The 391-nt window shown below is 40.9% G+C and carries 1 protein-coding gene; it reads right to left on the bottom strand.

Annotated elements, in window-relative coordinates:
- Window positions 1-213: hypothetical protein (locus tag KP705_RS18820; protein WP_215765408.1), on the bottom strand; the 213-nt coding region annotated here is incomplete at its 3' end.
- Window positions 214-391: the final 178 nt, after the last annotated feature.

The following is a 391-nucleotide window of genomic DNA, read 5'->3' as shown; positions in this document are numbered from 1 at the left end:
AGAATGGTCAATATAATGGTCATGCAAACAAGTCATGATATCGTAAGGCTTTTCCCAACCGCAATAAACCTCGACCCCATTCCCAAACATATAACGAATAGCCTTGGTCTCATAACGTGCCTTCAATCGCACAGCCTTTATATTGAACAGATTTTCAAGCCTCTGTACTTCTCTCTCTATTTCTCTATATTTTTCCTTCTTTACCATATCCATAACAATCTCCGACCCTCAGTTTGTGGGGTACTGGAAACTTATTGTAGCAGATAGAAATCAATATTTGACTTGTCATAGTGTCCGACTATGACAATTACATTGTCGTCGGTCCTGCGGAGCTTCAAAGATACCAGTCTGCAAGCTCCTGAAAGGCGTCCTGATTAGCTTCGAAGTATTC

Origin of the sequence: Gluconobacter sp. P1D12_c, from assembly GCF_018812105.1 — a bacterium.
GTDB lineage: Bacteria > Pseudomonadota > Alphaproteobacteria > Acetobacterales > Acetobacteraceae > Gluconobacter > Gluconobacter oxydans_A.
The sequence above is the reverse complement of the archived record's forward strand: the minus strand, read 5'-3'. Positions and strand labels throughout refer to the sequence as shown.